Origin of the sequence: Treponema bryantii (genome assembly GCF_900111035.1) — a bacterium.
In the GTDB taxonomy this organism is placed as follows: domain Bacteria; phylum Spirochaetota; class Spirochaetia; order Treponematales; family Treponemataceae; genus Treponema_D; species Treponema_D bryantii_C.
The window spans coordinates 93770-118717 of record NZ_FOFU01000008.1; the positions used below are offsets into that span (position 1 = coordinate 93770).

Genomic DNA, 24948 nt, shown 5'->3' on the forward strand with positions numbered 1-24948 from the left:
CTTATGAAAAAGATAATTACATTTCTTACAATATTAATGCTTAGTTGTACTGGAATTTTTGCACAGGAGGTGGATGGCGATATTCCAGATGGTGCTTCTTTCGTTTTTGATGGATTTGAAAAAGGAAATTACTGGATTTGGGCTGGTTTTGACTGGCATCAGTATGGTGATTTCTGTTATGCATCCGGAGCTAATATCTCTAGAGAATGGGCTTCTGAAGGTTCTCATTCTCTTGAAATGACAATTGATGAAATGCCTCCAGATGCTAAAAAAGCTGGAATCTGGTTCTATGATGGAACAAATGATATGTCAGGTTCGAAGTATATGGTTATGGATTTTTATAATCCTGAAGATATTACCTACTATATAGATATTGCAATACAGGCAACTAGTGGATGGAACTGGTGTGATTTAGGTTCTTTTGCATTACCAAAAGGAGAACATTATGTTGTTCTGAGTATGGAAAAATTTACAGAACGACTTTATGATGTAAAAAGAGTTTTAATCTACAATAATACTGCTGGAGCATATCCTAAAGATGCACACTTTTTTGTTGATAATATCCGCTTAATAAAGTAGACTTTTTTCATTATGAAAATTGACTCTACTCAGCTTAAGTTCATTTTGGAAAATACGCCTGCCTCACAAAATATTATGCTTGTGGGGCGGCACGGAATTGGTAAATCTCGCATTTTAGAAGACTTTTTTGCGGCTCGCCGTGAAAAAGTCGTTACTTTATTTTTGGGACAAATGAGTGATCCCGGCGATTTAATTGGACTTCCTCATCTTGATGAGGCAACCGGTCGTACAGAGTTTATGCTGCCATACTGGTTTCCGACAGACGGACAGCCGGTTGTTCTTTTTCTGGATGAATTAAACAGAGCCCGCCCTGAAGTCTTGCAGACTGTTATGGATTTAACTTTAAACCGTAAGCTTGCTGGTAAGAGTTTACCGGATGGTAGTAGAATTATCAGTGCAGTAAATGGTGGCAGTGAATATCAGTTGACGGATCTGGATCCGGCTTTAGTAAGTCGTTTTAATATTTATGAGTTTGCTCCGAGTGTAGAAGACTGGATTAACTGGGCACGTGAAGTAAAGCTCGATTCAAGAGTAATTTCCTTTATTGATGAAAATCCGGAGTTCCTTGATGGTGATGAAGCTTTTTCTGAAGACAATTTGGAGCGTACTCCAGATCGCCGCAGCTGGGAAAGAACTTCAAAAATTATTGAGGAATTTAATGAACTTGGAGAACTCCAGTTGTCTCTTGTTTCCGGTATTATAGGAGACAGAGCAGCGGCAAGTTTTTTCAATTTTGTAAATTCAAAAAAAATCCCTTCTGCTGCAAAAATCCTTGAAGGAGATTTTGAAGAAAATAAGAAGTTACTGAATGAGTTGACTTTTACGGATTTTACCCAATTGAATGAAGCAGTTTTCCGATGGCTTGAAAAGACTTGTGATAAAACTAATGATGAAGTTGCAAAAAATCTGACAGCATATTTTGACTGGTTATCCCTGAATGATAAAAAAGAACTGCAGGCTCATTTTGCAAGTCTTGTTTCTGCAGATAGATATCCGGAAACCTTAAATTATATTTTAGAGAAAACACCTTCTCTTTATCACAAGCTTCTGGATTTAAGTTCTGAATTATAGATTATTGCGGATACATATAAAATGACTTGTGAAAAGCGTCTGAACTCGATAATTAAACAATGGTTTATTTCTGAGCCTCTATTATTCTCTGTAGTTACAACACATCATTTTGTTCTGAATGATTCTTTGAGTGTACCTATGAGGTCAGGACATTTTTGCATTGAGTTTTCAGAACTTCTTACCAAAGACCTTAATGATGCTGAGCTTTCAGATTTTCTGAAAATTGAAGCTTACAGAATCCTGTTAAAGCATCCTTATGCAAGGCAGCCGTACAAGTCAAATCCTACAGCAATGCAGCTTGCAAGTGACGTGATAATTTCAAAATATTTTACACCTCAAAGCGGAATTGAAACTGCTGGTGTCATTTATTTGAAAAGCCAGGCATGGAGATTTTCTACATTGGATTTTCCGCTTGAAAAACGCTGGGCAGATACAGAAGAATTAAGGTTTTTCCAGAGAAACCTTCAGATTGACCGCGCTACAGGACTTTTGAAAACTCTAGACGACCTTACTTTTGAGCAATGGTATAAGCGCCTTTTGTTTTTAATTCGAGAGACTTCTGCTGGTGGTGGAGAAGCGAGTGGTGAAGGTGCACTAAGTGATTATGATCTTTCTGCAATTACACAAAGTGCAGAGTTATGGCAGGAAGATGAAAACGCACAGAATCAGATAAATGATAAAATCAAAAAAGCAGAAATAGACCAAGGCTGGGGTGAAACTGGCGGCAATTTGCAGAGAACACTTCAATCCGAAGTAGATTTTTCTTTTGATTACCGTCGTGCTCTGACAAAGTTTCGTGCAAATATTGTAAGTGCAAACCGCCGCCTTACCCGTATGAAGCCGAGCCGGCGTTATGGTTTTTCTGCTATGGGAAGTCGTTATGAACGTAAAGCTGATATTTTAATAGCCGTAGATGTGAGTGGGTCAATTACAGATGAAAGTTTTGCACGTTTTTATCATGCAATCAAAAATTTCTTTTTTTTGAGGATTATAGAAAATATTGATTTAATATTTTTTGATGTGAATCTAAAAAATACTACGCCAGTAAAGTTTTCAAAAAATCTAAAACTGGCAGAAATTACAGGTCGAGGTGGAACAAATTTTCAGCCACCTGTTGATTATTTTATGGAAAATAAAAGCCGATATTCCGGTATGATAATTTTTACAGACGGAGAAGGAGAATTTCCGAAAATTGGAGGAGCCGCCGGTAGCCGAGGATTGGGTAATGCTTCTATCCTTTGGATTTTAGATTCACGGCTTGCCTGGGAAAAATCCCGCTGGTGGATAGAAAGTCTGTCGGGAAACTTTGGTACTTTTTTGCCATAAACTATAGTTCAGGAGAATAAAAACTCTATGTCATCACAAAAATATATTGATAATGAAGCAGATTTCTGGAAAGAACATTTTGTACATCTTCAGCATAAAAATATGGTCCGCACAAATGCCGAGCCTCTTCGCATGGCAGATTGCCGCAGCGAGTTCGAAGCATTTACTGCCTCTCATCCAGATGCAAAAATCTCCTACGAATATTTTCCTTCCTACTGCACATTCGAAGTTACATTAACTTCAACAATAAAACTCCGTCTCTTCATCCAGAACAACATAAAAGCCAGTATTATGCAAAAATGCGGCCCAGAGTACATAAAAATCTGCGATGCTAAATTCCCCTATAATCCGCTTCCAGAAATCTCAGAGTTCCTGTCAAAACTTCCGGACTACCTGACCGAACTCCAGCAATCACTAGAAAATAAATCCCGCTCAGAACGCCGCCAGAAACTTGCGCTAGAGTTCATAAAAGCGTATGCTGAAAAACACTTAAAAGTCCAACTCAAAATTTTATCAAACCCCGACGGCACCTTCACCTTGAAACTGCCTGCAAATAGCATAAATATACAAATTACTGAAGAGAATTTTAAACAAAAAATCTCTGAGTTGTAAAAATCACGTGATTTTTAGCGCGAAGGAGTGAGGCATAGGTCAAAAAGACTTTTTTTGGGGATGCCGCGAGAGCGGCATTATTATGGTTTCCATACCCCAAAAAACGTCTAGCGCAATATTGCGCGTTTTTGACCTATGAATCACGACTGGGAGCTAAGTGTACGGTAAATTATGTAAAATCTCTTGCATAATTTTGCATAAAGATGTATATTTTCTGTATATTTATGCAATTTGGAGGCTTTTTATGGCAAAAGATAAAGTAATACTTGCTTATTCCGGTGGTCTTGATACAACCGTTATCATCCCATGGCTCAAAGAAAATTATGATTATGACGTAATCGCTGTATGTATTGACGTTGGACAGGGCGATGACTGGGAAGCAATTAAATCACGTGCTCTCAAAACAGGAGCTGCTGCATGTTATGTTGTAGATGCACGTCAGGAATATATTGAAGAATACATCTGGCCAGCACTCAAGGCAAATGCAGTTTACGAAGATGAATATCTACTCGGAACTTCAACTGCACGTCCTCTTATTGGAAAGATTCTTGTTGAATATGCACGTCAGGAAAAGGCTGTAGCAATCTGTCACGGTGCAACTGGTAAAGGAAACGATCAGGTTCGCTTCGAACTTGCTATAAAAGCTTTTGCTCCAGATATTAAAGTAATTGCTGCATGGCGCGATGACAAATGGAATATGGATAGCCGTGAAGCTGAAATCAAATTTCTCGAGGATCGTGGTCTCGAAGTTCCTATGAAGAAGGATCAGTCTTACTCACGCGATGAGAACATCTGGCACTTGAGTCACGAAGGTCTTGAACTCGAGAAGACAGAAAACGAGCCAAATTACAAGCACATGCTTAAGAATACATGCGTTCCAGAGGAAGCTCCGGAAGAAGGCGAGTATGTAACAATCGACTTCGAAAAGGGTATTCCAGTTGGTCTTAACGGTAAAAAGATGAACGCCCTCGACCTTTTGAACGAGCTCAACGTAATTGGTGGACGCAATGGTGTTGGTCTTGTTGACATCTGTGAAAACCGCTGTGTAGGTATGAAGAGCCGTGGTGTTTACGAAACACCGGGTGGAGCAATCCTTTACTTCGCACACAGAATGATGGATCACATCTGTCTTGACCGCGAAACTTACCATTACAAACAGCAGGTATCTCTCCGCATGGGTGAGCTTATTTATGACGGAAAGTGGTTCACAACTTTGATGGATGCATGTATGGCATTTGTTGATAAAACAGAAGAAACTGTAACTGGTTGGGCAAAAGTTAAACTTATTAAGGGTGCTATCCGTGGAGCTGGTTCTGGATCTAAGTACAGCCTCTACAATGAAGAGATTGCTTCATTTACAACTGGTGAACTTTATAACCATAAAGATGCTCAGGGCTTTATAACTTTGTTTGGACTTCCAGTGAAGGTTCGTGCTATGATGGAACAGAAGGTTGGTGAAGGACAGGCAATTGCAGAAAGCAAGAACCTTAAGAAGCGTCCAACAGAATAATAAGGAGGTATAAATATGAAAAAATTAATTATTGCTCTTTTAGTTTTAGGATCTCTTTGTGTAAATGTTTTTGCACAGGATGTTGATGATGTAGTTGATACAAATGTTTCAAATGAGGTTGATTTTAGACATAATGAAGTATATCTGTCTGGAGGAACAACTTCATTAATAGGTGCTTTCTCAGGATTTTTTGTAGTTTTAGGTCAGGGATTTGCAGATGCAGTGGCTAAAAACAAAGAAGAAAATCCTACAGAATCATATGCTAAGGCACCTGCATTTGGCTTAACAGCAGGATATAATTATTTCTTTAATAAACATTTCGCTGTTGGTGGTATGACGACTTATGAAAAATTTTTAAGTATGAATCTGTTTTCTTTACAGGCAAAACTTACTGCTCAGTATGGATGGACTTATTTTAAGATTTATCATTCTGCCAGTGCAGGTTTGATGTTTGTCCCAGAAGCTGATAATCCATTTTTTATCTTTGATCTTACATATCTTGGTTTGAAGTTTGATTTTGACCGTTTCAATATTTTTATTGACTGTGCAATTCCTTCAACAAGTTTGATAAAAGTTGGAGCTTCGTTTAAGTTCTAAAAGAAATTGATTATTATTTCTTCTTCAAAATAATAATCGTAATATCATCTTTACTAGGCTCATCGCCTATAAAAGTAAGGATATCGCTGACAATGCAGTTTACCTGTGTTGTCAGCGGTCTATCCGCATTTCTGAAAATCGATTTTAAGAGTCTATCCTTACCAAAATCTTCACCCTGTGCATTAGTTGCTTCTGTCGCTCCATCAGTAAAGAAAATCAGTTCATCACCACGTGACATTTCAACAGTGTGTGATATAAAGTTTGTCGGAATGTCAGGAAGGCCAATTGCACCAAAGGCTGTATTATCATCTTCTACATAATTAGCAGAATCATCTTTTGCGCTGTAATAAATTGGCATTGAATGTCCGGCATTTATGAATTCTACTTTGTCTCCGTTAAAGCGGGTAAGAATACCTGTAAGATAATTTTCAATATTTCCTTTTTCTTTTATATAACGGATATTAATACGGTCAATGATTGATTTCAGTTTATCAGTTTTACCATTATAAAATTCCTGGAAGATAATATTCTTTACGAGCATTGTTACAAGCCCAGATGCAATACCATGACCTGATACATCAAAAATTCCAATTCCATCAAGATTGTTTCCAGTACTGTATATATCGAGGAAGTCTCCGGAAACACCAGCCATTGGTTTGTTATAATAGGAAATTGCCCATTCATCATAAATTGTTTCATTATGTTTAAAGAAGCTCTGCTGTACAACCTGAGCAAGTCTTAATTCGTTTTCAATATTTTCCTTATATTCATGTTCACTTCTATGATGAAGGAAGTTATCTTTTTCAGTTCCCCATCTTTTGAAAGAAAGAAAGTAAAGGATAAGAATAAAGATAACTGAATCCATTACAATAAACATATTGTAGTTATTGATTATATGTGGCATTAAGACAAATGAGCCTGCAGTAGCAGCTGTACAGAAAATTACTGGTGAGATATCAAAAAAGACCGGGAAATTTACTGTAACGCAGGCAAAAACAATCATCGCATTGAAGAGATTATTCTCAAAATATAAGATGTACATTGGAAATGCCATTAAATAAACGAAAAGAAAATAAGTCGGTATCATTTTTACAGTAGAACGTGTAAAGTTCAATTTTCTAAGTCTTGCTGCAGAAACGATGCATATAATTCCAAAAACAATATATGTTAGAAAATAAATAAATCGTGGCAGATAATTAAGATATTCGCCCTTATGAAGTATCAGAATACAGATTATTCCAATAACTCCCATGATAATAAGCATTGTCTGGGCTTTCCACATTGTGATAAGATTCTTATCAGCCATTACAAGCTTACACTCTTCTGGAGCTCTGTATTTGTCTTCGAGTTTTCGGATTAATCTGCTGAATAAAGTCGGAGAACGATCCTTCATAATACACCGGTTATCTTTCTATTTTACAATGAAATTTCTGATTTATCAACTTTCTTGACACTTTCTTAAACTTTCCTGATTATTACAATTGTAATATCATCAGATTGCGATGCGTTTTCTGTGAACATACCCATATCAGAAAGCATTAAATGAATCTGATTTTCAAAAGGTTTTTGAACTGCGTTTTTTACGGATGTAAGTAAACGTGTGTTCCCATATTCATCATGTTCTGAATTCATTGCTTCCTTAACACCATCAGTAAAAAGAATAATTTCATCTCCAAACTCCATTTCAAACTTGGCTTCCTGAAAGAAAGGTTCAATCGAATTCAGCCCGACAACACTGCTGGAATACTTTCGTTCTGAATCAAAAAATAAGCATTCATTATTTGCTTTTCTGTACAGAATAGGAGAGGGGTGTCCGGCATTAACTATTTCAATCTGATTTTCATTTATACGCAGAAGAATACCTGTAAGGTAGTTTTCGATGTTACTCTTTTCATTTTTTATTCGTTTATCAATTATTTCCATTACTTCCGAGAGTGGTTTATTATAATTCTGATGAAATTCCTGCTGAAAAATATTTCGGACAAGCATTGTTACAAGTCCGGAAGAAATTCCGTGACCTGAAACATCGAAAATACCAACTCCCTTAAGAAGAGTACCCTGTGTATAAAAATCATACATATCTCCTGAAACACCAGCCATTGCTTTACTGTAATAAGAGATATCATAATTTATTAAGTCTGGCATTTTTCTTTTTGAAAAACTTTCCTGAACAAAAGCTGCAAGTTCAATTTCCTTTTCGATTGTTTCAATATGTGAATTACGTACTTTTTCAAGAGTAAATTCCTTGATTAGAGAATTCCACTTAAAAAGGCTGAGAATACTCATTATGACTGTTGTAAGACACGTGTTTAGTATCATAGTAACTGAGCCAACAGAATAAAGAGCAAAACAGATTACTATTGTAAAAGTAGACAATAATATGATAAAGAAAAGCGGTTCAACTGCAAGCATTACAATTGCAATGATACAGACATTTACATAAACCGTATAAGAACTCAATGGTGTAGTTGAGTAGAAAAGCAGTGAGACACTAAGCAGCAGAAGGAAAAAAATTGCAAGATATGTAGGCTGATTACGACGCCAGATAGGCCATTCCGGGTGATGTGTAGATTGTATGGCTACAAGCAGAACAAGAATACTGCTTAAAATATATCCGGTATAATAAATGAAATCAAAAATATGCTCTTTCGGATTTGAGTGATAGCGTATTGTCGTAACAATACACATTATTATACCAAAAGTGAATAAAATTTGTTCCAGCTGAGCCAGTCTGTGAAGATTTTTTGCTATGATTCCTTTCTTAAGATCTTTAGGCATAAGAAATCTTTCCCGAAAGGATTTTCGTATGTTTTTCTTCGTCTTCAAAGTGTTATCCTCAATATAATATTTTGGACAACATTATTAATTACTTCTATTATATTATGACTATTTGAATAAAGCAAACAAAAGCTATATTGAAAAATCCGTGCTAAAGTGTTATTTTATTCTATATATTTATTTTATTTCTCAGGAGCATTTTATGACATACACTGCAGAAGTGGAGCATATGTGTCCTTTGGCAAAAGGCGCATATCATGGTCCTGCACCAATCCCTGAAGAGGGCGAGTGGGTACAGGTAAAGAAAATTGAAGATATTTCCGGATTCACACACGGTATCGGTTGGTGTGCACCACAGCAGGGTGCCTGCAAACTTTCTTTGAACGTAAAGAACGGAATCATCGAAGAAGCATTGGTTGAGACTATCGGTTGTTCTGGTATGACTCACTCAGCTGCTATGGCTTCTGAAATCCTCATTGGTAAGACAGTTCTCGAAGCTTTGAATACTGACCTTGTTTGTGATGCTATCAACACAGCAATGCGCGAACTCTTTATGCAGATCGTTTACGGTCGTTCACAGTCAGCTTACTCTAAGGACGGACTTAAAGTTGGTGCTTCTCTTGAAGACCTCGGAAAGAACCTCCGCTCTCAGGTAGGTACAATGTTCGCTACTCGCAAGACAGGTCCTCGCTACCTCGAAATGACAGAAGGATACGTTGAAACTTGTGCTATCGACAAGGACAACCAGATTATTGGTTACAACTGTATCAACTTTGGTAAACTTATGGACGCTCTCAAGGCTGGAAAACCAGCTGAAGAAGCTATCGCTGGTGCACGCACACACTATGGTCGTGTAACTGCAGATCAGGGTATGGTAAAACTTATCGACCCACGTAAAGAATAGTCACAGGAGGAAATTGAATTATGGCATTATTTGAAGATTTTGAAGGCCGCATTCCTCAGGTGAATAAGGCTCTTAAAGAATATGGTTTTAAAGAAGGTGAGGCTGGTTTGAACGAGGCTCGCGACCTTTGTAAGGCTCGTGGTTTCGATCCATACGAAATCTGTCAGTCTACACAGCAGATTTGTTTCGAGGATGCTAAATGGGCATATGTACTCGGATCTGCAATCGCAATCAAAGAAGCAGAAAAAACTGGTGACAAAACTGGTTCTACAGCTGCTGCTAACATCGGTAAGGGACTCCAGGCATTCTGTCTTCCAGGTTCTGTAGCTGATGACCGCAAGGTTGGTCTTGGACACGGAAACCTCGGTGCTCGTCTTTTGAGTGAAGAGACACAGTGTTTCGCATTCCTCGCAGGTCACGAATCTTTCGCTGCTGCTGAAGGTGCTATTAAGATCGCTGCTAACGCTAACAAGGTTCGCAAGAACAAGCTCCGCGTTATCTTGAACGGTCTTGGAAAAGACGCTGCACAGATCATTTCTCGTATCAACGGCTTTACATACGTTCAGACAAAGTTCGACTACTTCAACGGTGAAGGAACTGACAAGGCTCTTACTGTTGTAAAAGAAGTTCCATATGGAAACAACCCAGACCGCCTTATCGTAAAGTGCTACGGTGCTGACGATGTACGCGAAGGTGTTGCAATCATGTGGCACGAGGATGTTGATGTTTCTATTACTGGAAACTCTACAAACCCAACTCGTTTCCAGCACCCTGTTGCTGGTACTTACAAGAAGGAGCGCCTCCTTGCTGGTAAGAAATACTTCTCTGTAGCTTCTGGTGGTGGTACAGGTCGTACACTTCACCCAGATAACATGGCTGCAGGTCCAGCATCATATGGCTTCACAGATACACTCGGTCGTATGCACTCAGACGCTCAGTTCGCAGGATCATCATCAGTTCCAGCTCACGTTGAAATGATGGGATTCATGGGAATGGGTAACAACCCTATGGTCGGTTGTACAGTTGCTTGTGCAGTAGCCGTAGCTGGAAGTTTCTAGTTCTACACTAAATAAAAAAGAGCTCCGTGAATAAACGGAGCTCTTTTTTATTGTATATCAATTATTAGTATCCTAAAGAAGTAAGGAATTTTTCGAGTTCGGAATATCCTTTCAATTGACACCATTCTACTGCAGTTCTCTTTGGACCTCCGCCACTGATTGAAATTTTGCTGAAATCATAATTAAATTTTGCAAGGATTTTGGCTGCAGGAAGATTATTCTGTTTGATTACATTTGCTCCAAATTCAGACTTATCATTATCAATTTCAATTCCTTTTTCAAGCAGCTTTGAAATTGCATATTCGTTATTGCACATAATTGCAAGCTGGATCGGATTTACATTTGCCCAGCCATAAACGATTTTCGAATTTAAATCGGCAGTATCTAATGAAGCATCAAACATTTCATTGTTATGTGAAGTGATTGAATAGGTGAAGATTGTAATACCTTTTGAATCCTGGTCATTAAAGGAAATGTGATTTTCATCCATATATTTAAGGATTTCATCTTTTGGAGCCTTTGCATTAACCATTGTCATTAAAAGAGGAATAGCTTCATGCTTTGCAATATTCTGAAGAATGATATCTTTATCTGGAGTTTTGTCTGTAACAAAATTATGGAAGCATTTACGATCCTTAAAGAAAGCGATTGGTTTTCCTTTTTTAGGATAAATGAAGTAAACAGTCTTTTTAACGGATTTTCCTGCATCAATTGTTACTTCATTTGGTTCATACATATTCTTCTTAGGAATATCGAATGAACTGAAAACTATGTCGTTATTTTCATCTGCAGTTCCAAGTTCAATTCCCTTAAGTTTACTGAGATTATAATTTTCTAATTTTTCTTCACTGCTGTTAATAATTTCAAAATTCACTTCAGCCATTGTGTAGTTATTTGAATCACGAGGTGAAAAAACACTTTGCCCAACAGTAACTTTGTTTACAGGGTATTTAAGTGAAGAAATTTTTACCGAAACTGTATCAGAAATTACAACAGGCTCAGCAGTAATTTTTACCGATGCAGCAAAACAGGTAACTGCAGCAAGAAAACCAACGAAAATTAAACTAATAATTTTTTTCATTATTTCGCTCCTTTTTTATAATTATATTAGATAAAATTGAATAATGAAAGTTTGAAATCTACGTTTTTTTATTATTTATTTTAATGTATAATTTAATCATGAAAAAACACCCCAAACTTTCAAGTCTCATAGACAAAGCATGTTTCGATTATAATCTCATTGAAAAGGGCGACCGCATTCTTATTGGTGCCAGCGGTGGGAAGGATTCTACTGCACTCATTAAATATTTTGCGAACAGGGCTAAGAGACCGGAGTGTGGGTTTGAGTATAAGGCGTTGTTTATAAAAAGTGATTTTGCTCCGGAGTTTCCTGAGGGTATTATGGCGAAGTTCCGAGAGTGGGGCGTTCCTTTTGAAAAGCTTAATGTGAATGTGCTTGAGCGTGTAAAACCCGGGCAGAAGATGAGCTGCTGGTGGTGTTCTACTCAGCGACGTTCGGAGCTTTTGAGTTATGCACTGGACAATGGGTATAACAAGATTGCACTCGGGCACCACATGGATGATATTCTTGAAACGCTGCTGATGAATATGCTTAATAAAGGTGAGCTTGCTGCCATGCCGCCGCGGCTTAAGTATGATAAGTTTCCGGTTAGTGTTGTGCGGCCTCTTTGTTATGTAAGTGAAGAACGGTTGATTGAACAAGCAAAAGAGGAGGGCTACGCAGGCTATACTTGTACCTGTAATTATCAGGATAACTCTGACCGTAAGGAAGCACGCCGCAAACTCGAAGAACTAACCGAAGGCTCTCAGGCAAAAAAAGAGCGGCTGTTTGCGTCGTTGCGCAATATCCAGCCGCTGTATTTACCTGTGTAAGGCCGCCCGGTAGGCGGCTGGTGTTAAATAGCAGAGCGTTAAGAAAATTGCGAAAGCAATTTTTAGCTCTACCATTTTTATCGTATGTTGCGTTCAATAAAATCCTTTTTCAATTCCATCAATTTCTCTGTGAGAGAAACCTTGTAAATATGAGGATTCAGTATTCTCTTGTATGACTCGTCGAAAGCTTCGAGCTGGCTCTGCATTGTTGTGCGGCTGATCTTAAGCTGTTCGCTGTCTGGAAGACGTGGAGTTACGCGCTGTCCATTTTCGAGACGCTTTTTCAAAAGTGGTTCAACCTTTGCCGCCTTACATGTGAACTGGCGATAATCTACCATAGGGTGGTAGTAGCGGTACTCTTTTCCTGCTTCGATTGTTTCATCTTCAAGAGAAAGAATATCTGCAAGTGCCATACCATTTTCATCATAAAGACGGTAAACATTCTTAATACCAGGGTTTGTAGTTTTTGCAGGATTATCAGAGAACTTCATTGCTGGAACCATTTCTCCTGTTGCCTTGTCGTTACGTGCAGCAAGTTTATAAACACCAGTGAAAGAAGATTCATTTCCACCAGTAACCATATGAGTTCCAACACCCCAGCTGTTGATTGGAGCACCACCAGCAACGAGTGTAGTAATTATTTCTTCTGTAAGTTCATTTGAAACGCTGATTTTTGCCTGTGGGTAACCTGCACGGTCGAGTTCTTTACGAACTTCACGTGTGAGGTATGAAATATCACCTGAATCAAGGCGAACACCAAAGTTATAGCCTTTTTCTACAAGTTCACCACCAGCGATGATAGCGTTCTTAATACCAGATTTCAAAGTATCATAAGTATCAATAAGGAATACAGAATTAGTCGGATAGATTTTAGCATATTCGCGGAATGCTTCAAGCTCCGAACCGTGTGACATAATCCATGAGTGAGCCATAGTTCCCATTACAGGAATACCGTATTCTTTTCCGGCAAGTGTGTTAGAAGTTCCTGCGGCACCACCAATGTAAGAAGCACGGGTAGCACTCATGCCACCATCAGGTCCCTGTGCACGGCGAAGACCGAATTCCATAATCGGTGCTTTCTTAGAAGCAAGCCAGATGCGGGCTGTTTTTGTAGCAATAAGACTCTGGAAGTTTACGTGATTCAAAACAAGAGCTTCGAGAATCTGTGCTTCAATAAGATTTGCATGAATGCGAACAAGTGGTTCCTGAGGGAAAATTACAGTTCCTTCATCCATTGTATAAAGGTCACCTGTGAACTTGAAATCCTTAAGATAATCAAGGAAGCCCTGTTCAAAAATCTTCTGTTCTGCAAGATACTTAATATCATCTTCGCTGAAGCGGAAGTTTGTGATAATATCCATAAGGGTTTCGTTTCCGGCAAGAATTGAGAAACCGCCGTTAAAAGGATTTCTACGGAAGAACATGTCAAAAACAACTTTTTGATTCATGTTCTCCTTCCAATAGCCCTGAGCCATTGTCAGTTCATAAAAATCTGTAAAAAGTGCGCTGGTAATATTATTCATAATCATTCCTTATTATATTTTTCATTCCGAAACAAGTTCATCATGTTATTTACTTAAATAAAATCAGAGACAGAAATCTCTTCATCTTTTTTTATCATCTCTGCATCCGGATTATGCGGCCGCTTGTTATAAAGATAAGTATAACGGGCTCCAATATATCCGCTGACAAATCTGCTCATAAAAGCTGTTATGCGCCACTTAAAAAGCAACATAGAAATTCGTTTATTCTTAAATGCTCTTTTAAGACACTGTGCAACTACCTTCTTTGGTGGAATGCCGCCTTTTACTTCCGGACGAGCTCCATTAGAGGCTACGTTTGCAAATTCAGTACTTACAGAACCAGGGCATAAAGCACAAACCTTAATTCCTTTGTCATGCAATTCTGCAGCAAGTGCAACAGAAAAGTTCAAAACGTATGCTTTTGTTGCTCCGTAAACAGCAAAATTACCAAGAGGTAAAAAGGCTGCAAGGGAAGCTGTATTTATAATTACAGAATCTTTCTTCAGATAGGGAAGTGCTACACCACAGATACCTGTTACAGTTGTACAGTTCAGTTCAATCATATCCATCTGGCGATTGATTGAAGTTTCTGCAAAAGGTCCGTAAGTTCCAAAACCAGCATTGTTGATAAGAAGCCCAATTTCAATTCCACTTTCAACTTTGCGAAGTTTTTCATCTTCACTTTCAAGAAGTTTTTTGAAACGTTCAACACCTTCTTTGCCTGCAACGTCCAGAACTACTGGATGGACTGTAGTAAAATTCTTTGTAGCATTCAGATTGTCAGCAAGCGTTCGGAGTTTGTCTTCACGGCGTGCGATAATCCAGATTTCGTCATAATCATAATTTGCACAAACCTGACGGGTGAATTCTTCGCCTAAACCGGAACTGGCGCCTGTAATTACTGCAATACGTTTCATATATTTCTATTATATAAAATAACAATAGATTTTACAAATGCTCTACTTTTTTTCTGTAATCCCTGAATTCCATAAATACACAGTAATTGATATAATAGAATATATGAAACATACTTGGTGGGTTGTTATATTATTAACTCTTCTTACATCCTGTACAGATAAACAGACAAAAAAGGAGCTTCGAACTCATCAGGCTGCGGCGCTTACTCAGACTTATATCAATCAGAAGAAAAACGAACGGGCTGCTGCAATTGAGCGATATGTTAAACAGCTGCCATTGGAACAGAAAATTGCCCAGATGTTCATTGAAAATCTTGAAGGTTGTACAAGTTTCCGTTCGTATGAAACTGTTGATGCAATGACCGGAAATGGTGATAAGACTCCTCTGGTTGCGGGTGGTTATCTTTTCTTTTCATATAATATTGCTCCAGATCGTAAGCAGATGCAGGATTATATAAAATCAATTCGTGAATATTGTGATTCTTACGCAATTATTCAGCCTTATCTGAGTGTTGATCAGGAAGGTGGATGGGTTACTCGTCTTAAGAAACTGAATCCAAAACTTCCATCTAATGAACAGGTAGCTGCTGCTTATGATGTTGCCGGAACTTATAGTTTGTATTCGGAGCAGGCGGCCGGTATGAAAGATCTCGGTTTTGATATGAATCTTGCGCCTGTGGTAGAAGTGTGTACTGACGATAATGCGGAGTTTCTGGACGGCCGCAGCTTCGGTGACCTTAATAAAGTTATCCGTTATGGAACTGCGTGTATTAATGCCTACGAAAATAATGGAATTGCAACTGTAATAAAGCATTTCCCGGGAAATACGAATACAGACCCTCATACAGGACTTCCGGAAATTACTCTTTCAAAAGATGAGTTAATGAAAAGCATTGAATCCTTCCGCGAGCTTGTAAAACTTAATCCTGCAGTTGTTCTTATGTCACATGCCCGAACCTCAGCTATCGATCCTGGTGTTCCAGCCTGTCTTTCTAAAGTGTGGGTAACAGATATTCTGCGTAATGAGTTTGGATATAATGGTTTAATTTTTTCTGATGATATTTTTATGGGTGCTTTGGCAGACAATGGTTATCCGCCTGAGGTTGCTGCTGTTCGTGCCGTAGAAGCTGGTGTCGATTGTATTATGACTTCGGAAAAGCGTTTTGGACGTGCAGGTGCTGTACTTTATAAAAAAGCAAAAGAAGATTATGATTTTGAAAAGAAAATTGATGCTGCAGTTTTACGAATCATTAAATATAAACTTGAGGCAGGTTTAATAGATGAAGCAGAAATCCGCTAAAAATAAGCTTTCTGGTGAAGCCGGATTCGAAGAATATTATGCCGGCCTTTATGGTGAACGCTGGCAGTCAATAAAGGAATCTTTCGCAGGAGAGGGAAGTGCTGTAGAGTATCATGTAACTGGGGCTGAAAAGTCATATTTTCTTGACAGTGCTTCTGTACTTGCTGCCTTGTGTCTTCCACTGGAAGGTGCAACTGATATTCTTGATTTATGTGCAGCTCCTGGTGGAAAAACTTTAGTACTTGCTTCAAGAATGCCAGTGGATGCAAACCTTTCTTCAAATGAACGTTCTCCTGAACGTAAGCATCGTCTCTCTGTTGTTGTAGAAACCTGTCTTCCGACTTCTATTTCTGAACGTGTAAAAACTTCCTGTAGTGATGGAGCTACCTGGTGTACAAGACAGAGCGAATGTTTTGATCGAATTCTTCTTGATGCTCCGTGTTCTTCTGAACGTCATGTAATTGCTGATCCAAAATATCTTAATTCATGGTCACCATCCCGAATAAAAACTGTTACAACAGAACAATGGTCTTTACTTTCTTCTGCCTATCGTCTGCTAAGTCCGGAAGGAATTCTTTTATATTCAACCTGTGCACTGTGTCCTGAAGAAAATGACGGTATGATAGAACGGCTTTATAAAAAGTTTAATAAGGAAGGTGATGCTTTTGCTCTTATGTCACCTGCACCCGATCTTTCTGAGATTTCAGATTTTGCTCAAATAACTCTTCCTGGTTTTGAACAGACTAAATATGGCTATATGATTATGCCTGATAAACAGAATGGTGCAGGTCCGATATATTTTTCAATCATCAAAAAAAATAAATCCTGTGCTAAAAGTCTGTGAAAAATCTTATTAATTCTACAATATAAAGCCTTGATTTTTTTGTAATATCCTTCATAATAGATTGTATGGCTGAGAAGAAACATGAAGACAGATTGCAGCGCATTATAGAAATTGAGCGCGAACTCGGAGAAATTCAGGACGTTGATGTTCTTCTTGAACGTATACTTACTGAGACAAGAAAAATTGTAAATGCTGATGCCGGATCAATTTATGTTGTTGAAGGCGACAAACTTAAAATTAAATGTGGACATAATGATACTTTCTTAAAGGAGCTTGCTCCTGGAGAAAAACTTCCTTATACAAGTTTTTCATTTCCAATCAACGAAAAACAGATTTGTGGTTATGTAGCTCTTTCTGGTAAGCCATTAAACATTAAAGACTGTTATAGAATTTCAGAATCTAAGCCATATAAATTCAATAAAAATACAGATATTACAACTGATTACCGTACAAAATCAATGTATACCATTCCGTTAAAGATGGCTAACGGTAATCTTCTTGGTATTCTTCAGATTATCAATGCCAAAGATGAAAACGGAAAAATAATTACTTTTGATCAGGATGCAGAAATGCTTATTGCACACTTTGCATCAAGTGCAGTTCAGGCTTTACAGCATGCTTATCTTACTGCAAACATGGTAAAGCGAATGCTTAAGATGGCAGAGTTCCGTGATCCAAAAGAAACATATCCTCATATTGAACGTGTTTCTTCTTATTCTCTTGAAATCTATGACCGCTGGGCATTCAATCATAATATTCCTGAAGCAGAAATTCACCGATACCGCGATAATCTAAAAATTGCAGCCAAGTTCCATGATGTCGGAAAGGTTGGTATTTCTGATGTAATCCTTAAAAAAGCTTTCCCTCGTTTTACAGATGAAGAGCGAAATATTATGAAGGGACATACCTGTATTGGAGCTCAACTTTTTGAACCACCAGAGTCACTTCTCGATATAATGTCACAGGAAGTTGCGCTTCATCATCATGACCGCTGGGATGGTGGTGCTTCTGGTTATCCGGGAAGAATTTCGTTAAGTGATTTTTCTGTTAAGGATGGAATTGTTCCAATTACAGAGCCTTTGAGTGGAAAAGATATTCCGCTTTCTGCTCGAATTGTTGCAGTTGCAGATGTATTTGATGCTTTGAGTCACAAAAGGTGTTATAAGGAAGCATGGACAATTGAAGATGCGTTCACAGAGATTATGAATAACTCTGGAACTCAGTTCGATCCTGAAGTTGTTCTTGCCTTTATGCAGGTAAAAGACCGAATCTGTTCTATTCAGATGGCTTTCCCTGACGAGCCTGAAGACTAATCAGTTTGTGTATAACCTTATCAAAAGAGTTCGCGAATGCCGCGAACTTTTTTTTGTCATAACCTTCATGGTAATGTTTTACAAGCCCGATTTCTGCAAGCTGCTTATCAAAATCACTAACTGAAAGGCGCTCTTTTATCATTTCACGGGTAAACTCTGTACCTCTGTCATTTATTGTACAAATTCCGCATTCAACTAAACGGTCTGCAAAAACAATATCTCTGGTAATTACGAGATCGCCAGATTTACAGTTTTCAAAAATATAATTATCAGCGGCGTCTTTCCCGCTGTTACAAACTGCCATTTCATAAGTACCGGCCGCAGCATCACAGCCAATTTTTTTATTTGCTGCAAAAACAACACGTAGACCGAGTTTGTTTCCCATTTTTACAGTGTGATTTCTAACGAGAGAAGGGCAGGAATCTGCATCTACCCAGATAGTGATTTTATTTTCAGGATTATCCAATGCTAGAGTACCTTGTCGATTTTATCAATCATATTCTGTGTACGGCGTTCAATTTCAAGAGTGTCCATGTCGTTTTCAACAGGAACATATTCACCGTTTTCCATTGCAACTTTTGCCTGCTTTTCTTTGTAAAGCTCATCGCAAATCATAATGCCCGAAAGAATTGCAGTTTGAAGAGGATTTTTGATTGAATCGATTTTATTTACGTCGTCTGTGATTCTTTTGTAGTAGCCTAAAAGCTTTTCGAGATATTCGTTATCTTCATTTGCCTGGATTGTAAAAGAAGTTCCAAGCATTTCAATCTTTAATTTTCCCATTTAGAAAATATCAAAGCCTAAGCCGTCGTGATTGTCATCTTCCGGAGTTTCGATTTCTTCTTCACTCTCGAAAGTTTCTTCTACAAAATTCTGAGTAAGTGCTTGTTCTGGGGTTGATTCCGGCATAACTGGTACTTCATTAGACTGTGGTACAGTTTCCATTGTACTGAAGCTTGGTGTGCTCTGAACAGGAGCAACTGCCGGTTTTTGAGTTTCTGCCTGTGGGACTGGGGTCGTCTGTACAACTGGTTTTGGTTCAACCAGAGTCTGTACAGCAGGTTTAGCAGCCTGACCACCCTGATTCATCTGAGTTGCAGTTTTTAAAACTGTGTTCTCAATTGAATTAAGACGGTCAAGCGCCTTTTTGATTCCATTCTCGATCTGGCTCTGATCTGATTCAAAAGAAGAAAGCTGCTCCGACTTCGCAGAAAGCGCATTTGTGAGCTCGGTACATTTATTGCGCAGAGCATCGTTTTCTGCCTGTAGCTGTTGGATTTTTGCAACAGCACTTTCAACCTTTTGTTCAAGAAGATAAACCTGATCGAGTGAAATCATTTACAAACTTCCTTAAGCCTGTACAGCTTTCTTAGCTGCTTCAACAACAGCCTTGAATGCAACTGGGTCTTCAATAGCCATGTTAGAGAGAGCCTTGCGGTTCAATTTAATTCCGGCCTTGTTAACTCCGTTGATGAACTGTGAGTATGTCATTCCTTCTTCACGAACAGCAGCGTTAATACGTGCAATCCAGAGAGTGCGGAATTCATGTTTTCTGTCGCGGCGGTCAACATATGCGTGACCGAGTGCTTTTGTTACAGCGTCTTTAGCTGGTTTGTAGTTTGATTTTCTGTCGCCACGGAAACCCTTAGCAAGCTTGAGGATCTTTACACGGCGATTCTTTCTCTTTGTTCCGTCTATTGCTCTTGACATCTTAAACTCCTATTAACCGTAAGGAAGCATCTGCTTTCTGATTTTCTTTGCATCTGCTTCTGCTACATAACCTGCAGCGCGAAGATTTCTCTTTCTCTTAGGAGAACGTTTTGTCAAAATATGACGAAGGTTCTGCTTCTTGTGCTTAACTTTGCCAGATCCAGTAAGAGAGTATCTCTTTGCTGCTGACTTCTTTGTCTTCATCTTAGGCATTTCTAAACCCCTTATTTTGCGGCTTTTGCTGAGATTGTCATTGACATGTTTCTACCATCCATTGCGGCAGGCTTATCAATGTTGTACGCCGAGGTAAGTCGCTTTAACACCTCATTCAGAACATCATAGCCGAGTTCAGTGTGGGCAAGTTCACGACCACGGAAACGGATTGTAACCTTAACCTTGTCACCCTCGTCAAGAAATTCCTGTATATGTTTGGCTTTTGTATCGAGATCTCCTGAGCCGATTTTTGGCTGCATGCGGATTTCCTTCAACTTTAATACTTTCTGGTTCTTCTTGGAATCACGGAGCTTTTTTTCCTGTTCGAACTTGTATTTGCCATAATCAAGTATTTTACATACAGGTGGGTTAGCATTAGGTGAAACTTCAACAAGATCCAAGTCTCTGTCTTTAGCCATGTTGAGGGCTTCTGAAGTTGCAACGATGCCTAACTGATTTCCCTCGTCATCGATAAGACGAACCTCGCGGACGCGAATCATTTCGTTGATTCTCTGCCCATTACTTTTGTTGTTGTTATTATTCACGTATGCCAATTATCCTCCTAGTGTTTGTTTGTAAAACACATTTTTAAACATATAGCGTGTATCTTTATATTATATTTATTTTCTTATAGTGTGTCTAGTAAGTAACACAGTTCTTCATAAAAACTAAAACTGCATAGAAATCTACAAAAATACATACAGAAATCGCGGGTCCCAGCGACGGCAAAAAAAATGAGGGTCTCCCCCCATCATTCGCTTGTAGCTGAGCCTTGCCAGCTCCTGCGCTGATGGGTCCTCCCTCATTTTTTCTTGCCTGCGTCCCACGATTTCTGTATGTATTTTTGAATCACAATTTAATGTATACTATTACAAAATAATAAAAAAATATATATTTATTCTCATGGCGGAATTTATATCTTCTTTTATAACCGGTTTTCAAAGTGTTGTGGAACAGGATCTCGGAAAACGCTTTAAGAATCTTAAAATACTTAATCTTTATGATGGACTTGTGCATTATCGTTTTGACGGGGATTCAAGAGAACTGGAAAAAATCATTTACTTCAATAATACATTCTTTGTCCTTAAAACAATGAAAGGGAAGGGACTTAGTTTTCCTTCTCTGGTTGGTTCTGTCTGTTCTGCTAAGAATTATTTTCTGGTTAATAAAGGAAGCTTCCGTGTTCGTTTTCAAAATGAAAATCAGTTTGCTAAGGTTGATAAAAATCTTACCCGCCGCGCCGAAGATTATGTGCTTCAGAATTCAAAACTAAAACTCGACCGTCTTTCTCCAACTAATGAAGTCTGGTTTTCTATCCGCCGTGAAGGTTTTGCTTTCTGTGGAGAGCTTATTTCTAAACGCGAGTTCACTGAAAAGAATCTGAACAAAGGAGAACTACGGCCGGAAATTGCATATCTTATCTGCTGTTTTGCTGATATCAAACCCGAAGATACAATTCTTGAACCTTTCTGTGGTTATGGATCAATTCCTGTTCAGCTTGCAAAAAAGTTCCGTTTTGAAAAGCTTTATGTGAGTGATCTTGATCCTGAACGTGCAGCACAGACTTCAGAGCGCAAACAGCTTTCTGCACCGAATATTGAATGTTGTACCGCTGATGCTACTGTCCTAAGTCATATAGAAAATAAATCAATTTCTCTTGTAATTACAGATCCGCCATGGGGATATTTTGAAGAGCTTCCGGATATTGAAGGCTTCTATATAAATATGTTCAAATCTTTTAATCGTGTTTTATCTGATAACGGACACCTTGTAATTCTTTCTGCCCGAAAAGAAGAACTGGAAAAAACTGCTGCTTCAACTGGCTTTAAAATAAAAAACAGCCTTCATACACTTGTAAATGGTAAGAAGGCTGGCGTTTATTATATTGAACGTGCTTAGTTAGAGTTCTGTTATTTTATTGGAGCAAGATACATAGGCAGCATGCTTGTTTCATTCATTGATTTCATAACTTCTACAGGAACTCCAAGCTGAGCTGCGGCTCTTGCATTTTCAAGTTCAAGAGCTTTGCCTGAAAGAATCTGAATGAAGCCCGAAGACTTTTTCTGATACTTATAGGTATTAACCTTAATTCCAGGCATTTTAAGTTCTTTTTCTGCAAGATCGCGGAGCATGTTATCCCATGAATCAATTGCATCAATAAGTCTAAGATCAAGTGCCTGTTTTGCAGTATAAAGTCTTCCGTCAGAAATTTTGCAGCAGGTGTTGTACTGAATGCCACGATTTTTTGCAACGATTGAAACAAACTGATCATAGCATTCATCACACATAGACTGCATGATAGCCTGCTGTTCTTCTGTGAAAGGTTCGTTGTAATTCATCATGTTTTTATTTTTACCAGAATGAATTGTCTTGGATTTAATTCCAATTTTCTCAAAAAGTCCTGTCAGATCAAAGGAAGTTCCCATCATAACACCGATACTGCCGGTAAGAGTATTGCGGTTTGCATAAATCTTAGTTCCAGCACATGAAATGTAGTATCCGCCTGAAGCAGCAAGTGGTCCCTGATAAACATAAACTGGACGACCGGTTGTTTTATAATCATTTAAGGCAAGATAAACTTCATCAGCCTGGTAAACTGCACCTCCAGGAGAATTGATAAAAACTGCAAGTGCTGCATTTTTATTATTTCTCTTTAGAGTCTGAATTGTATTCATGAGCCACTTCTGATTATAATTCTGATTGGCTTCAGAAATAGTTCCTTCAATATAAATAGCTGCAATGAAATTACGTTTGTATTCTTTTGCGGCATTCGGATCATAGGCATCTGAATCTTCTGCAATACGATAGCTTCCATTAGCTGACTGTACATTTGAAGAAAAATCCTGATTCATTTTCCAGACTGTATAGCCTACATATCCACCAATAATAATCAGAAGCATTATGAGAACAATAAGACCTGATTTTGTTGATTTTTTCATTCCGATAAATCCTCCGGTTTAATTCTTCCTGATTCAAGCGCCTCTTTCATAAGTGCATGATAAGCATTTACATAAGTCATGTTCATATATGGAAGAAGCCAGAAGTATAAAATTCCAAGAGTAAATACAGAAAGAAATGCCCAGCCGAGGAAGCTTAAATACATAATAAAAAGATCCAGTTTATGGCCTTTTGTTATTTCAATACTTATTCGCATTGCTTTACTTACTGAAACTTCTTTATATTCTGCAATAATATAGAACATTTGTGAGTATGCAATTGATTTAATGATTCCCGGAATGATAAACAGAAGGGTCCAGAGGAAAATCCATAAGAACTGCCATAAAACTGCAAGAGTCGCGCGGGCCCAGTTGTTAAAGCCTTCAATAAAATCAGAGAAAGAAACTGGCTCTGGAGAACGAGACATCTTTATATATAAGCAGATTGCTGCTACATCAATAATGGCACTTACAACCATGTTAATAATAGACGTGATGAAGGATGTTGAAGATGCTGTATCAATGGCATATGCTGCATCTGCATAATTACCATTAAAAAGTGCTGTAAAATAACCGCTTTTATAAAGCTGCATTACATCAGGAATTGAAAAAACTGTTGATATTATTACAATAACAACTGTTACGAGAACAGGGATACCCCAACGACCAGCAAGCTGTTTTTTAGCAAAGTTCTTGTACTTTTTTCGTTCGAACATAGTTTTTTTCTCCAAATAATTTTTTTTGCCTTATAATCATAATACTAAATGCGGGATATTTCAAAGAAATTTTGTTATAATATTTAAGATATGAGTATAAAATTAATTTGTGGACCTATGGCAACTATCTCTCATCCTGCTTTCAGGATTCTTGTAGAACAGTTCGGTGGTTGCGATGAATACTATAATGAGATGATAAACGCCGGCTCCCTATTAAACGCCGGTCCTTTCGAAAGATACTATATAGACCCAACTCCAGTTCCAGAAAAAATTGTGTGGCAGCTTACTGGTCATGATATTGAAAAAATGGTTCCTGCTGCCCGCCAGCTTCTGGAGCTTCCGGGCATTGGTCTTGATATCAATATGGGCTGTTCTGCACCCGATGTTTACAAAACAGGCGCTGGAATTGGCTGGATGACACGGCCAATAGAAGAAACCCGGCAGATGATGAGTGAGGTAGGGAATGAAGTTTCTTTCTATAATAATGAACATCCTGAATCACAGAAAAGATTTTCGGTAAAGCTTCGTCTTGGCGATGAAGATTTTACTGATGAAGGATTTTATTCTTTCTGTGATATGCTTGTTGAAAATGGAGCAAAGCTTTTAACTCTTCATCCGCGCACAAAAAAAGAAAAACTTTCAAGACCTCCCCGATATTCTTACTGTCAGACTCTTTGTGAAAGATATAAGGGCACAGATGTGAAAATCTATCTTAATGGAAATGTAAAAGACGTTTCTTCTGCAGAATACGCGTTGAAATGCTGTCCTGATATCAGTGGAATAATGATTTCCCGCGCCAGTGTTCAAAAGCCCTGGATATTCCGCGAAATAAGTTCAGAAAAAAATAAAGAAATTAAGGTAGATATGGAAAAAGTATGTTATGATTATATAAAGGACATTGAACAGTATCAGCCAAAGGAGTTTTACAAAACCCGGCTTCAAAGGTTCTTTACATACTTTTGTATGAATTTTCAGTTTGCTCATTATGCGCAGACACAATTTGTTAATGCTGCAGAAAAAGGGATTGATGAACTGAAAGGAGCAATCAGAGAGTATTTTGAAAAATGCCCTGATGATAAAACAAAAGTAATCAGAACATAAAGCCTTGATGCTGTTAATGATTTTTTTTGATAGGGCGATAATATATT

At 38.2% G+C, this 24948-nt stretch carries 27 protein-coding genes; 14 read left to right on the forward strand and 13 right to left on the reverse strand.

Translation table 11 applies throughout. The features are described 5' to 3' along the window. The first annotated feature begins 3 nt into the window (after positions 1-3). The 6 genes from BMY21_RS12340 (at position 4) to BMY21_RS12365 (ending at position 5695) form a co-directional block, all read left to right on the forward strand. Complete coding sequence (locus tag BMY21_RS12340) at positions 4-579, forward strand: hypothetical protein (protein ID WP_074644670.1); 576 nt, start codon at positions 4-6, stop codon at positions 577-579. A 12-nt stretch (positions 580-591) separates the two neighbouring features. After that, the gene (locus tag BMY21_RS12345; protein WP_074644671.1) at positions 592-1650 is read left to right on the forward strand and encodes an AAA family ATPase; all 1059 of its coding nucleotides are present in this window, start codon (positions 592-594) and stop codon (positions 1648-1650) included. Positions 1651-1671: 21 nt separating this feature from the next. Next, positions 1672-2976, forward strand: coding sequence for a VWA-like domain-containing protein (locus BMY21_RS12350; protein ID WP_083379861.1), 1305 nt, complete (start codon positions 1672-1674; stop codon positions 2974-2976). Between the two features lie 27 nt (positions 2977-3003). Beyond that, the gene (locus BMY21_RS12355; protein ID WP_074644674.1) at positions 3004-3588 is read left to right on the forward strand and encodes a DUF2972 domain-containing protein; all 585 of its coding nucleotides are present in this window, start codon (positions 3004-3006) and stop codon (positions 3586-3588) included. Between the two features lie 244 nt (positions 3589-3832). Beyond that, the gene (locus BMY21_RS12360) at positions 3833-5098 is read left to right on the forward strand and encodes an argininosuccinate synthase (RefSeq protein ID WP_074644676.1); all 1266 of its coding nucleotides are present in this window, start codon (positions 3833-3835) and stop codon (positions 5096-5098) included. Between the two features lie 15 nt (positions 5099-5113). Next, positions 5114-5695: a hypothetical protein gene (locus tag BMY21_RS12365; RefSeq protein WP_074644677.1), complete on the forward strand. Its 582-nt coding sequence runs from the start codon at positions 5114-5116 to the stop codon at positions 5693-5695. Positions 5696-5708: 13 nt separating this feature from the next. Here the strand turns inward: BMY21_RS12365 and BMY21_RS12370 are convergent, their stop codons facing one another. Both BMY21_RS12370 and BMY21_RS12375 read right to left on the reverse strand, forming a co-directional pair. After that, positions 5709-7088, reverse strand: coding sequence for a PP2C family protein-serine/threonine phosphatase (locus tag BMY21_RS12370; RefSeq protein WP_074644679.1), 1380 nt, complete (start codon positions 7086-7088; stop codon positions 5709-5711). Between the two features lie 65 nt (positions 7089-7153). Next, positions 7154-8473, reverse strand: coding sequence for a PP2C family protein-serine/threonine phosphatase (locus tag BMY21_RS12375; protein WP_074644680.1), 1320 nt, complete (start codon positions 8471-8473; stop codon positions 7154-7156). Between the two features lie 202 nt (positions 8474-8675). On the opposite strand from BMY21_RS12375, the gene BMY21_RS12380 reads away from it, so the two are divergent. Together BMY21_RS12380 and BMY21_RS12385 are read left to right on the forward strand one after the other, a co-directional pair. Then, complete coding sequence (locus tag BMY21_RS12380; RefSeq protein ID WP_009103019.1) at positions 8676-9377, forward strand: iron-sulfur cluster assembly scaffold protein; 702 nt, start codon at positions 8676-8678, stop codon at positions 9375-9377. Between the two features lie 20 nt (positions 9378-9397). Further along, positions 9398-10435 carry a GGGtGRT protein gene (locus BMY21_RS12385; protein WP_074644682.1) on the forward strand — a complete coding sequence of 346 codons (1038 nt, stop codon included), beginning with the start codon at positions 9398-9400 and terminating at the stop codon, positions 10433-10435. A gap of 64 nt (positions 10436-10499) precedes the next feature. On the opposite strand, the gene BMY21_RS12390 is transcribed toward BMY21_RS12385, so the two are convergent. Continuing rightward, positions 10500-11516, reverse strand: a complete 1017-nt coding sequence (locus tag BMY21_RS12390) for an ankyrin repeat domain-containing protein (RefSeq protein ID WP_074644683.1) — start codon at positions 11514-11516, stop codon at positions 10500-10502. A gap of 98 nt (positions 11517-11614) precedes the next feature. Between BMY21_RS12390 and BMY21_RS12395 the strand changes: the two genes are divergently transcribed. Then, positions 11615-12328: a tRNA 2-thiocytidine biosynthesis TtcA family protein gene (locus tag BMY21_RS12395; protein WP_074644732.1), complete on the forward strand. Its 714-nt coding sequence runs from the start codon at positions 11615-11617 to the stop codon at positions 12326-12328. A 77-nt stretch (positions 12329-12405) separates the two neighbouring features. Here BMY21_RS12395 and BMY21_RS12400 read toward each other — a convergent pair whose 3' ends face one another. Beyond that, positions 12406-13857 carry a nicotinate phosphoribosyltransferase gene (locus tag BMY21_RS12400; RefSeq protein WP_143064230.1) on the reverse strand — a complete coding sequence of 484 codons (1452 nt, stop codon included), beginning with the start codon at positions 13855-13857 and terminating at the stop codon, positions 12406-12408. 47 nt (positions 13858-13904) lie between these two features. Continuing rightward, positions 13905-14768, reverse strand: coding sequence for an SDR family NAD(P)-dependent oxidoreductase (locus tag BMY21_RS12405; RefSeq protein WP_074644687.1), 864 nt, complete (start codon positions 14766-14768; stop codon positions 13905-13907). A gap of 103 nt (positions 14769-14871) precedes the next feature. On the opposite strand from BMY21_RS12405, the gene BMY21_RS12410 reads away from it, so the two are divergent. From BMY21_RS12410 to BMY21_RS12420, 3 genes are all read left to right on the forward strand, one after another. Then, positions 14872-16068 carry a glycoside hydrolase family 3 N-terminal domain-containing protein gene (locus BMY21_RS12410; RefSeq protein ID WP_074644734.1) on the forward strand — a complete coding sequence of 399 codons (1197 nt, stop codon included), beginning with the start codon at positions 14872-14874 and terminating at the stop codon, positions 16066-16068. Continuing rightward, positions 16049-16912 carry an RsmB/NOP family class I SAM-dependent RNA methyltransferase gene (locus BMY21_RS12415; protein ID WP_074644689.1) on the forward strand — a complete coding sequence of 288 codons (864 nt, stop codon included), beginning with the start codon at positions 16049-16051 and terminating at the stop codon, positions 16910-16912. Before BMY21_RS12410 ends, BMY21_RS12415 begins: the two co-directional genes overlap by 20 nt. Positions 16913-16977: 65 nt before the next feature. Next, a complete protein-coding gene (locus BMY21_RS12420) occupies positions 16978-18225 on the forward strand; it encodes an HD domain-containing phosphohydrolase (RefSeq protein WP_074644690.1) in 1248 nt (415 codons plus the stop codon). Here BMY21_RS12420 and BMY21_RS12425 read toward each other — a convergent pair. Genes BMY21_RS12425 through infC form a run of 6 tightly spaced genes read right to left on the reverse strand, consistent with a single transcriptional unit; the run spans position 18188 to position 20702 of the window. Further along, entirely contained in the window at positions 18188-18691 is a 504-nt protein-coding gene (locus tag BMY21_RS12425) for a DUF188 domain-containing protein (protein WP_083379862.1), read from the reverse strand. The two genes, BMY21_RS12420 and BMY21_RS12425, sit on opposite strands and share 38 nt — an antisense overlap. A 2-nt stretch (positions 18692-18693) precedes the next feature. After that, positions 18694-19008: a cell division protein ZapA gene (locus BMY21_RS12430; protein ID WP_074644691.1), complete on the reverse strand. Its 315-nt coding sequence runs from the start codon at positions 19006-19008 to the stop codon at positions 18694-18696. Then, positions 19009-19563: a cell division protein ZapB gene (gene zapB, locus BMY21_RS12435; protein WP_074644693.1), complete on the reverse strand. Its 555-nt coding sequence runs from the start codon at positions 19561-19563 to the stop codon at positions 19009-19011. A gap of 12 nt (positions 19564-19575) precedes the next feature. Next, positions 19576-19935, reverse strand: a complete 360-nt coding sequence (rplT, locus tag BMY21_RS12440; RefSeq protein WP_022933236.1) for a 50S ribosomal protein L20 — start codon at positions 19933-19935, stop codon at positions 19576-19578. A 12-nt stretch (positions 19936-19947) separates the two neighbouring features. Continuing rightward, positions 19948-20148, reverse strand: coding sequence for a 50S ribosomal protein L35 (gene rpmI / locus BMY21_RS12445; protein ID WP_022933235.1), 201 nt, complete (start codon positions 20146-20148; stop codon positions 19948-19950). An 11-nt stretch (positions 20149-20159) separates the two neighbouring features. Then, positions 20160-20702 (reverse strand): translation initiation factor IF-3, encoded by a 543-nt coding sequence (gene infC / locus BMY21_RS12450; RefSeq protein ID WP_074644694.1) that lies wholly within the window; start codon positions 20700-20702, stop codon positions 20160-20162. Positions 20703-21051: 349 nt separating this feature from the next. On the opposite strand from infC, the gene BMY21_RS12455 reads away from it, so the two are divergent. Continuing rightward, positions 21052-22047 carry a methyltransferase gene (locus BMY21_RS12455; protein ID WP_074644696.1) on the forward strand — a complete coding sequence of 332 codons (996 nt, stop codon included), beginning with the start codon at positions 21052-21054 and terminating at the stop codon, positions 22045-22047. Positions 22048-22058: 11 nt separating this feature from the next. Here BMY21_RS12455 and sppA read toward each other — a convergent pair whose 3' ends face one another. Both sppA and BMY21_RS12465 read right to left on the reverse strand, forming a co-directional pair. After that, positions 22059-23087, reverse strand: a complete 1029-nt coding sequence (gene sppA, locus BMY21_RS12460) for a signal peptide peptidase SppA (RefSeq protein WP_074644698.1) — start codon at positions 23085-23087, stop codon at positions 22059-22061. Then, the gene (locus BMY21_RS12465; protein ID WP_074644699.1) at positions 23084-23800 is read right to left on the reverse strand and encodes a DUF975 family protein; all 717 of its coding nucleotides are present in this window, start codon (positions 23798-23800) and stop codon (positions 23084-23086) included. Before BMY21_RS12465 ends, sppA begins: the two co-directional genes overlap by 4 nt. Before the next feature lie 90 nt (positions 23801-23890). On the opposite strand from BMY21_RS12465, the gene BMY21_RS12470 reads away from it, so the two are divergent. Continuing rightward, on the forward strand, positions 23891-24901 hold the full coding sequence (locus BMY21_RS12470) for a tRNA-dihydrouridine synthase family protein (RefSeq protein WP_256210445.1): 1011 nt from the start codon (positions 23891-23893) through the stop codon (positions 24899-24901). Positions 24902-24948: the final 47 nt, after the last annotated feature.

Coding starts and splice junctions, on each gene's coding strand:
- BMY21_RS12340 (WP_074644670.1), top strand. CDS start 4: ATGAAAAAGATAATTACATTTCTTACAATATTAATGCTTAGTTGTACT.
- BMY21_RS12365 (WP_074644677.1), top strand. CDS start 5,114: ATGAAAAAATTAATTATTGCTCTTTTAGTTTTAGGATCTCTTTGTGTA.
- BMY21_RS12370 (WP_074644679.1), bottom strand. CDS start 7,088: ATGAAGGATCGTTCTCCGACTTTATTCAGCAGATTAATCCGAAAACTC.
- BMY21_RS12405 (WP_074644687.1), bottom strand. CDS start 14,768: ATGAAACGTATTGCAGTAATTACAGGCGCCAGTTCCGGTTTAGGCGAA.
- BMY21_RS12395 (WP_074644732.1), top strand. CDS start 11,615: ATGAAAAAACACCCCAAACTTTCAAGTCTCATAGACAAAGCATGTTTC.
- rplT (WP_022933236.1), bottom strand. CDS start 19,935: ATGTCAAGAGCAATAGACGGAACAAAGAGAAAGAATCGCCGTGTAAAG.
- BMY21_RS12380 (WP_009103019.1), top strand. CDS start 8,676: ATGACATACACTGCAGAAGTGGAGCATATGTGTCCTTTGGCAAAAGGC.
- BMY21_RS12410 (WP_074644734.1), top strand. CDS start 14,872: ATGAAACATACTTGGTGGGTTGTTATATTATTAACTCTTCTTACATCC.
- BMY21_RS12375 (WP_074644680.1), bottom strand. CDS start 8,473: ATGCCTAAAGATCTTAAGAAAGGAATCATAGCAAAAAATCTTCACAGA.
- BMY21_RS12385 (WP_074644682.1), top strand. CDS start 9,398: ATGGCATTATTTGAAGATTTTGAAGGCCGCATTCCTCAGGTGAATAAG.
- zapB (WP_074644693.1), bottom strand. CDS start 19,563: ATGATTTCACTCGATCAGGTTTATCTTCTTGAACAAAAGGTTGAAAGT.
- BMY21_RS12355 (WP_074644674.1), top strand. CDS start 3,004: ATGTCATCACAAAAATATATTGATAATGAAGCAGATTTCTGGAAAGAA.
- BMY21_RS12465 (WP_074644699.1), bottom strand. CDS start 23,800: ATGTTCGAACGAAAAAAGTACAAGAACTTTGCTAAAAAACAGCTTGCT.
- sppA (WP_074644698.1), bottom strand. CDS start 23,087: ATGAAAAAATCAACAAAATCAGGTCTTATTGTTCTCATAATGCTTCTG.
- BMY21_RS12470 (WP_256210445.1), top strand. CDS start 23,891: ATGAGTATAAAATTAATTTGTGGACCTATGGCAACTATCTCTCATCCT.
- BMY21_RS12390 (WP_074644683.1), bottom strand. CDS start 11,516: ATGAAAAAAATTATTAGTTTAATTTTCGTTGGTTTTCTTGCTGCAGTT.
- BMY21_RS12420 (WP_074644690.1), top strand. CDS start 16,978: ATGGCTGAGAAGAAACATGAAGACAGATTGCAGCGCATTATAGAAATT.
- BMY21_RS12360 (WP_074644676.1), top strand. CDS start 3,833: ATGGCAAAAGATAAAGTAATACTTGCTTATTCCGGTGGTCTTGATACA.
- BMY21_RS12455 (WP_074644696.1), top strand. CDS start 21,052: ATGGCGGAATTTATATCTTCTTTTATAACCGGTTTTCAAAGTGTTGTG.
- BMY21_RS12400 (WP_143064230.1), bottom strand. CDS start 13,857: ATGATTATGAATAATATTACCAGCGCACTTTTTACAGATTTTTATGAA.
- rpmI (WP_022933235.1), bottom strand. CDS start 20,148: ATGCCTAAGATGAAGACAAAGAAGTCAGCAGCAAAGAGATACTCTCTT.
- BMY21_RS12415 (WP_074644689.1), top strand. CDS start 16,049: ATGAAGCAGAAATCCGCTAAAAATAAGCTTTCTGGTGAAGCCGGATTC.
- BMY21_RS12345 (WP_074644671.1), top strand. CDS start 592: ATGAAAATTGACTCTACTCAGCTTAAGTTCATTTTGGAAAATACGCCT.
- BMY21_RS12430 (WP_074644691.1), bottom strand. CDS start 19,008: ATGGGAAAATTAAAGATTGAAATGCTTGGAACTTCTTTTACAATCCAG.
- BMY21_RS12350 (WP_083379861.1), top strand. CDS start 1,672: ATGACTTGTGAAAAGCGTCTGAACTCGATAATTAAACAATGGTTTATT.